Below are 8,726 nucleotides of genomic sequence, written 5' to 3' on the forward strand. Positions count from 1 at the left end.
GTAAAATTTACACTGATTTAGGGCTGATAGAGGAATGAGGATCCTCTTACACCTTATTTGGGCGGTATTTTTGTGATTTAGCGGAACCACGATCCACATCAATAACGAAGTGGTTCCTCATTCCTTTATATATAGGCTCAGGCAATCCGTGGAAAACGAAGTATTCTGCCGTAGCGGCTATATATCAATATTTACATTAGGTGAAACAAAATGTTACGTCGCATTATATACAAACTATGTCATATATCAATAAATAGATATTGCCAAGTTAGGACGTGTTTATTTATCTCGTATATAACTGGCAGTAAGCCCTCACTGATTGAAGGTTCACTTTATTATTTGTATGTTATGCGCTTGCGCTTTTGTTTTCCAATACAGTTTTGATTTTGGTATATTTATAAGGTGTACAATGAATACTTATGAGGAAGGTTTGGTACAAAATGCTTTTGGTACTTGATGTAGGGAATACGAATACGGTCTTAGGTGTATTTGAAAAAGATATACTAAAACACCAGTGGCGTATAAAGACAGATCGCTATAAAACAGAAGACGAGTTTGGCATATTAATAAAGTCACTATTTGAGCATAAATCATTAAAACTAACTGATATAACAGGAATAATAATATCTTCGGTTGTACCACCAATTATGTTTTCTTTAGAAAAAATGTGTAAAGATTACTTTAATCAAGATGCACTCATTGTTGGGAAAGATACGGTGCATTCAACTTTGAAAATGTGTTATCCGAACCCGAAGGAAATTGGTGCTGATCGTGTAGTAAATGCAGTCGGTGCTATAAAGGAACACGGTTCTCCTCTTGTAATTATAGATTTTGGTACGGCGACAACGTATTGCTATATTAATGAGCATGAAGAATACTGCGGCGGAATTATTTCCCCGGGCATAAATATATCTATGGAAGCATTGTATCAAAAAGCATCAAAACTTCCTAAAATAGAAATAGAAGCACCAAAAGACATTGTTGGTAAATCAACCGTAGAGGCAATGCAGTCCGGAGTCTTTTACGGGTATGTAGGACAAGTTGACGGTATCGTGAAAAGAATAAAACAATCGATGAACCAAAACCCGACTGTTATTGCAACGGGGGGATTGGCTACTTTGATCGGTGATTCAAGTGAAATGATTGATATTGTTGATCCGTATCTAACGCTAAAAGGATTGTACGTAATTTATCAAAAAAACAAATGAAATGAATAAAAGGAGAATGCATCATGAATGATTATTTAATAAAAGCAATGGCATATAAAGGAATGGTTCGTGCTTATGCAATAAGATCCACTAACACAGTTGAAGAAGCACGGAGACGTCAGGACTCATGGGCAACAACAACTGCTGCCTTAGGTCGTACGATAACCATAACTGTTATGATGGGAGCGATGTTAAAAGGCGATGATTCGATCACTGCGAAAATAGAAGGCGGTGGTCCGATAGGTGCTATAGTGGCTGATGCGAATGCAAAAGGTGAGGTAAGGGGCTATGTAACAAATCCTCATGTAGATTTCGATTTAAATAACAAAGGAAAGTTGGACGTAGCTAAAGCGGTAGGTACAACAGGTAGCTTAAGCATTGTTAAAGACTTAGGATTAAAGGATTACTTTACTGGGCAAGTACCAATTGTATCTGGTGAAATTAGCGAAGACTTTACTTATTATTTCGCGAACTCTGAACAAGTCCCTTCAGCAGTAAGTGCTGGTGTTTTAGTAAACCCAGATCAGTCTGTACTAGCTTCAGGTGGATTTATCGTCCAAATCATGCCAGGAGCAGATGAAGGTGTCATTACAAATTTAGAAGAAAAGATTTCTGCTTTTCCTCCTATATCTTCATTGATACAAGAAGGAAAAACACCGGAAGAGATTTTAGGCCAGTTATTTGGTGATGAGGAAATGACCATTCATGAAAAATTACCTGTTGCATTTCATTGTAAGTGTTCAAAAGAAAGGTTAGAACAAGCAATTCAAGGCTTAGGTAATGAAGAAATACAAAATATGATTGAAGAAGATCATGGAGCCGAGGCGACTTGTCATTTCTGTAATGAAGTGTATCACTTTACAGAACGTGAGTTAGAAGAATTAAAAGAAGATTAAAGTTGACAGCTGTTCGAAAGGAAGTAGTAAATGTCTAGAAAGTTATTACTAGGAATAATTGTCGTACTACTCGTAACCAATGTTGCGACATTGTTAATGAGCACCACTGGAAGGCAGGGTGAAACGTTAGAAGATAATCCAACAGAATTAGATATTGACACCAAAAAGCCTGTTGCTTCCATTGGAGAGGAAGATATAACCTATGAGGAATGGATGGTAGCATTGAGGCAAAATCACGGGGAAAAGCAACTGAAAAACCTCATTGACCGTACTGTTATTGAAAAATTAGCTGCAGATAATAATTTTTCCGTGAGTGAGAAAGTGATGGATCGTGAACTGGCGTTATTAACCTCCATGCAGGGAGTCATGACAAAAGAAGAAACAGAGAAAATGGAAGAAATGTGGCGGAAGGATATTGAGTATCGTTACCAATTAGAATTTCTTTTAACAGAAGATATTTCTATATCTGAAAATGAATTGCGTTCCTACTATACCAATTACCAGAACCAATATAACTTTACCGAAGCCATTCAATTTTCACATATCCTAGTCGAAGATAAAGAAACAGCTGACAAAGTAAAAAAAGAGTTAGATAATGGAGCTTCCTTCTCGCTCTTAGCTCAGGAATATTCAATTGATGAAGATACCAAAGATGCTGGTGGATATTTCGGATATTATACAACGAATAGTCAATTTTTACCTAATGGTTATGAGGATCAGGCTTTGGAAATGGAGGAATTCTCCTATAGTGAGCCATTTCTGACAGATCAAGGGTATGCTATCATGTATTTGCATCGAAGTATGCCTGAAATAACCTTTACGTATGAAGAGTTAAAACCATACATAAAGAGCGAGTTAGCGTTAGAGTCATCTGAGCTATCATTAGATGCAGCTCCTTTATGGGAAAAATTTGATATAGATTGGATCTATGCTGAATAGACTATAAGTGTACGGGGATAGATAACCAAGTTCACTCGTATAATTTGAAATAACAGTGCATATAGTTTGACTTTTTCGACAGTGACACGTACATTAGTGTATAAATCCTATGCATTTACTAGGAATTAATATGGGAGGTTTTTTACATGAAAGTTGCTGATAACATTACTGGTTTGATTGGAGAAACTCCAATTGTTAAATTAAACCGTATAACAGATGAAGATAGTGCAGACGTTTATGTTAAATTAGAATTTATGAATCCAGGTAGTTCCGTTAAAGACCGTATTGCTCTAGCTATGATAGAAGCAGCTGAAAAGGCAGGTAAATTAAGTGAAGGCGATACAATTATCGAACCAACTAGTGGGAACACAGGAATTGGACTTTCCATGGTAGCTGCAGCCAAGGGTTATAAAGCAGTACTTGTTATGCCGGATACAATGAGTCAAGAACGTCGAAATCTGTTACGTGCTTATGGAGCAGAGTTAGTTCTAACCCCTGGAGCTGATGGCATGAAAGGTGCAATTAAAAAAGCAGAGGAACTGAAGGCTGAACACGGTTATTTTATGCCACAACAATTTAGTAACGAAGCAAACCCAGAAGTTCATGCACGTACCACTGGGAACGAAATCGTAGAGCAAATGAAAGATGGACTAGATGCATTTGTTTCAGGGATAGGTACAGGTGGAACCATAACAGGTGCAGGAAAAGTGCTAAAAGAAAAATTTGATGGTATTAAATTATATGCAGTAGAACCAACAGATTCAGCTGTACTTTCAGGAGGCTCACCAGGGCCACATAAAATTCAAGGAATTGGAGCGGGCTTTGTGCCAGATGTGTTGGACACGAAGGTATACGATGAGGTGCTACAAGTTTCTAATGAAGAAGCATTTGAAACATCACGTAAAGTTGCAAAAACTAATGGTATTTTAGGTGGTATTTCTGCGGGTGCTGCTGTAGCTGCAGCTTTGAAAGTTGCTAAAAAACTAGGCAAAGGTAAAAAAGTACTTGCTGTATTTCCTGATAATGGTGAGCGATATTTATCAACTCCACTATATCAATTTGATGAAGAACAATAGGATAAGTATAGAGCTAGCGTCTGAATTAGATGCTAGCTTTTCTTTTATCCAGTATATAACAGGCAGATTGGCATAAACGCGATATCCTGTCGTATCGTTGGTACAATTAAGTCCTGTGATTCGTATGACCCTCAGTTCATAACCCAAGATGGAAGCAAAAAGATTATGATTGGGATCAATTGAAAGTCAAATGTCCAATTCATTCTTGATAACTTTATGTTACGATACAAGTAAGAATTTTTATTAGAAAGAGGAGTTGCAAATGATACTGGACACACCTATGCGAACATACGATCTTTCAAGTAAGACACATATAATGGGAATCTTAAATGTAACACCAGATTCGTTCTCAGATGGAGGTAGTTACACATCTATAGATAAGGCAATTAAACAAGCAATTGCAATGGAAGGACAAGGTGCAGATATAATTGATGTTGGTGGAGAATCCACTCGGCCAAATCATAAACAGGTACCATTAGAAGAGGAAATAGCAAGGGTTGTACCGATGATTGAGGCTGTGAAAGACAATATAACCGTACCGATTTCTATTGATACATATAAAGCAGAAACAGCTAGGCGGGCAGTCGAAGCAGGAGCGAGTATGATTAATGATGTATGGGGTGCTAAGAAAGACCCTGAAATTGCTGCAGTAGCAAAAGAATTTAATGTTCCGATAGTCCTGATGCATAATCGAACCAACCAAGATTATACCTCATTATTAGAGGATATGAAACGCGATTTGGAGGAAAGTATTGAAATTGCAATAAAAGCCGGTGTTCCAAAAGATAACATTATTTTGGACCCAGGGGTAGGATTTGCGAAAAGTGCAGAAGATAATTTAATAGTAATGAACAACCTCGAACAATTTGTTGAAATGAAGTATCCTGTTCTGTTAGGAACTTCCAGAAAAAGGTTTATTGGCAATATTCTTGATGTTCCTGCTCAAGAACGGGATAACGGTACAGGTGCAACAACATGTTTAGGAATTACAAAAGGGGTTCATATTGTCCGTGTACATAATGTAAAAGTAAATCATGAATTAGCAATGATGATGGATGCTATGCTTCGGGCGGGGGTGGAGACTCGTGGATAAAATTAAATTGAATCAAATGCAATTCTATGGTTATCATGGATTATTTCCAGAGGAAAATAAGTTAGGACAACGCTTCTTGGTAGATCTAGTACTTTTTATGGATTTAACAAAGGCTGGTATGAGTGATAATATGATCGATTCAATCAATTATGGACAAGTATATGACCGAGTACAGAAAGTTGTGGAAGGAAAAGCAAAAAATTTAATTGAATCAGTTGCTGAAGATATCGCAAATGAATTGCTAACTTCTTTTGATTTATTACAGGCTTGTACCGTTAATCTAACCAAGCCAGATGCCCCAATACCGGGGCACATCCAATCTGTTTCTATTGAAATCTATAGGGAGAAGAAAAAATGATGAATAGGGCATTTATTGCATTAGGTACGAATATAGAACCAAGATATGACCATTTAAAGGAAGCGATAGCACACCTTTCGAAAAATGAAGTGATCAAGATAACAAAACAATCTTCCATTTATCAAACTGCTCCTGTAGGATATACGAATCAAGCTGATTTTTTAAATATGGTTGTGGAAGTAGAGACTACTCTACCACCATATAAATTACTAGATGTCTGCCAAAATATTGAAAGCCAACTAGGAAGAAAAAGGGACATTCGATATGGTCCAAGAACAATTGATCTTGACATTTTAGTGTATAATGAAGAAAATAATAGAACGGAGCGTTTAACGATTCCACATCCACGAATGCATGAACGAGCATTTGTATTAATACCTTTGGAAGAAATTGCCCCGAGTTTAATACTGCCTTCTATGGGGGGGGCAGTAAATGATCTACTAAATAAACTACCGGAGATTGACAAGAAGGATGTAAGGTTATGGACACAGCAAGAGTTGGTAGACGAATAAAAGCGTTTCGGAAACTTAAGGGGTATACACAGGCAGAATTTGCGAGAGTATTAGATATACCGTTATCTGTACTTGGGGGAATGGAACGAGGAACCCGTGAACCAAGTAATGAATTAATCCAAAAAATTGCAGAAACATTAACGATAGATGTTAAGGAAATTATTCCTAAGGATGAATGATACATACTATAATAATCTGTAATTATGAATTAGACTAGAATCTTCTGGAAGATCCCAGGAGATTTTTTTATTAATCTAGTTAGGATTTGAATAGTTGATATTTTCAGTTGTAGAGGTGTAAAATAAACGATATCTTGAGATAATGGTAAAAGTTTGTTTTAATGAATTAGAAAATACATAAAGATAATATTCTACACCATTCATGGAAATGGATAAATAAATAGTTTATAACGGAGTGATAGTCGTGTCAGAAGAATTAAATGAACACATGCGTGTCCGAAGAGAGAAGCTTGATACATACCGTACCCAAGGTTTAGATCCCTTTGGTGGGAAATTCACGCGTACAAATGTAGCAGAAGAATTACACCAACAATATGAAGACATATCAAAAGAGGATTTGGAAGAAAAACAAATACAGGTGACAATAGCTGGTCGGATGATGACAAAACGTGGTAAAGGGAAAGCAGGATTTGCGCATATTCAAGATGTTAGTGGGCAGATACAACTTTATGTTCGCAAAGATGCGATTGGTGAAGATGCATACGAGATATTTAAAACGACCGATTTAGGAGACATAGTTGGTGTTACAGGAGTGATGTTTAAAACAAACGTTGGAGAACTATCTGTAAAGCCAACAGAGTTCCAGTTGCTTTCAAAAGCACTACGTCCACTACCAGAAAAATATCATGGTTTAAAAGATGTAGAACAGCGTTATCGTCAACGTTACTTAGATTTAATTACAAATATGGATAGCAAAGATACATTTGTATTACGAAGTAAAATTATTCAATCGATGCGCAGATATTTAGATGGACAAGGATTCTTAGAAGTAGAAACACCTATGATGCACGGGATTCCTGGTGGCGCTTCTGCACGTCCATTTGTAACGCATCATAACGCATTAGATATTCCATTATATATGAGAATCGCAATTGAACTTCACTTGAAACGTTTGATTGTTGGTGGTATGGAAAAAGTATATGAAATTGGAAGAGTGTTCCGTAATGAAGGAGTTTCTACGCGTCATAATCCAGAGTTTACGATGATAGAGTTATATGAAGCATATGCTGATTATGAGGATATCATGTCGCTTACAGAAAATATGGTAGCCCATATTGCTGAAGAAGTATTGGGGACAACCAAGGTAACGTATGGTGATTATGAAGTGGATTTAACACCACAATGGAAAAGAATTCATATGGTAGATGCCGTAAAAGAATATACTGGTATCGACTTTTGGGAAAGAATGAGTGATGAAAAAGCTAGAGAACTCGCCAAAGAGAATGGTGTAGAAATAAAAGACTCGATGACCTTTGGACATGTAGTAAATGAATTTTTCGAACAAAAAGTAGAAGAAAAATTAATTCAGCCTACTTTTGTATATGGTCATCCTGTTGAAATATCTCCATTAGCGAAGAAGAATAAAGAAGATGATCGGTTTACCGATCGCTTCGAATTATTTATCGTTGCAAGAGAACACGCAAATGCCTTTAGTGAGTTAAACGACCCTATTGATCAGCGAGAGCGATTTGAAGCTCAAGTACAAGAACGAGCTGAAGGAAATGATGAAGCTCATTTAATGGACGAAGATTTCTTAGAATCACTTGAATATGGTATGCCACCAACAGGAGGATTAGGTATTGGGATTGATCGCTTAGTTATGTTACTAACGAATTCACCGTCTATTCGTGATGTGCTGTTATTCCCGCAAATGCGGAATAGATAACTATAAATAAATAGTATAAGAATAAATTATTTAAACAAGCTAATTACTATAATTGAGGTAGTTAGCTTGTTTTTTATATGTTTAATAATAGATATAATTGGGGAATTATTATAGATAAGAAATTCAAGTACTTATAAATGGGTGTAAATTCCAGTTAAAAACTCTTGATCTTAAGTGTTAAACATGGTAAATTATATTTCGTTGCTTATTTAATGACAGCAACAAAAAACAATTTATAAAAAGTTGTTGACTCAATTAGGTCAGTGTGGTATATTAATTTAGTCGCTAAAAAGCGATGCGAAAAGTGAATTAAAAAACTTGAAAAAAGTTGTTGACATCACATTCGTAAGTTGATATAATATAAAAGTTGCTTCAAAAAGCAACGATCAATATTTGCTCTTTGAAAACTGAACAAAACAACTAGTATGTTAAGACGAAAAACAACCTCGTTTTTCTAACTTATTTAAATCTAGAAGCTAGTGTTTCTAGTAGCTAAGAATTATCATTTGATTGATTGGTGTCAATCAAATACAAACTTTTTTGGAGAGTTTGATCTTGGCTCAGGACGAACGCTGGCGGCGTGCCTAATACATGCAAGTCGAGCGCGGGAAGCAAGTTGATCCCTTCGGGGTGAAACTTGTGGAACGAGCGGCGGACGGGTGAGTAACACGTGGGCGACCTGCCTGTAAGACTGGGATAACTCGCGGAAACGTGAGCTAATACCGGATAATACTTTTTA

At 36.5% G+C, this 8,726-nt stretch carries 9 protein-coding genes and 1 rRNA gene; all 10 read left to right on the forward strand.

The genetic code is table 11. From position 1 onward, the window contains the following. The first annotated feature begins 440 nt into the window (after nt 1-440). On the forward strand, nt 441-1,208 hold the full coding sequence (locus BMX40_RS19510; RefSeq protein ID WP_090873086.1) for a type III pantothenate kinase: 768 nt from the start codon (nt 441-443) through the stop codon (nt 1,206-1,208). Between the two features lie 23 nt (nt 1,209-1,231). Then, nucleotides 1,232-2,104, forward strand: a complete 873-nt coding sequence (gene hslO, locus BMX40_RS19515; RefSeq protein WP_090873088.1) for an Hsp33 family molecular chaperone HslO — start codon at nt 1,232-1,234, stop codon at nt 2,102-2,104. Between the two features lie 30 nt (nt 2,105-2,134). Next, complete coding sequence (locus BMX40_RS19520; RefSeq protein ID WP_090873090.1) at nt 2,135-3,043, forward strand: peptidylprolyl isomerase; 909 nt, start codon at nt 2,135-2,137, stop codon at nt 3,041-3,043. A gap of 146 nt (nt 3,044-3,189) precedes the next feature. Then, nucleotides 3,190-4,119, forward strand: a complete 930-nt coding sequence (cysK, locus tag BMX40_RS19525; protein WP_090873092.1) for a cysteine synthase A — start codon at nt 3,190-3,192, stop codon at nt 4,117-4,119. Between the two features lie 262 nt (nt 4,120-4,381). Continuing rightward, nucleotides 4,382-5,212 carry a dihydropteroate synthase gene (gene folP / locus BMX40_RS19530; RefSeq protein ID WP_090873094.1) on the forward strand — a complete coding sequence of 277 codons (831 nt, stop codon included), beginning with the start codon at nt 4,382-4,384 and terminating at the stop codon, nt 5,210-5,212. Beyond that, nucleotides 5,205-5,570 (forward strand): dihydroneopterin aldolase, encoded by a 366-nt coding sequence (gene folB / locus BMX40_RS19535; protein ID WP_090873096.1) that lies wholly within the window; start codon nt 5,205-5,207, stop codon nt 5,568-5,570. The genes folP and folB overlap by 8 nt, the downstream gene beginning before the upstream one ends. After that, nucleotides 5,567-6,082: a 2-amino-4-hydroxy-6-hydroxymethyldihydropteridine diphosphokinase gene (gene folK / locus BMX40_RS19540; protein WP_090873098.1), complete on the forward strand. Its 516-nt coding sequence runs from the start codon at nt 5,567-5,569 to the stop codon at nt 6,080-6,082. Before folB ends, folK begins: the two co-directional genes overlap by 4 nt. Continuing rightward, entirely contained in the window at nt 6,052-6,261 is a 210-nt protein-coding gene (locus BMX40_RS19545) for a helix-turn-helix domain-containing protein (protein WP_090873100.1), read from the forward strand. The genes folK and BMX40_RS19545 overlap by 31 nt, the downstream gene beginning before the upstream one ends. Before the next feature lie 244 nt (nt 6,262-6,505). Then, a complete protein-coding gene (lysS, locus tag BMX40_RS19550) occupies nt 6,506-7,987 on the forward strand; it encodes a lysine--tRNA ligase (RefSeq protein WP_090873102.1) in 1,482 nt (493 codons plus the stop codon). A gap of 537 nt (nt 7,988-8,524) precedes the next feature. Beyond that, nucleotides 8,525-8,726: ribosomal RNA gene (locus BMX40_RS19555) — 16S ribosomal RNA — on the forward strand; the annotation flags it as partial.

It is taken from the genome of Oceanobacillus limi (assembly GCF_900111445.1).
GTDB classification, from domain to species: domain Bacteria; phylum Bacillota; class Bacilli; order Bacillales; family Amphibacillaceae; genus Ornithinibacillus; species Ornithinibacillus limi.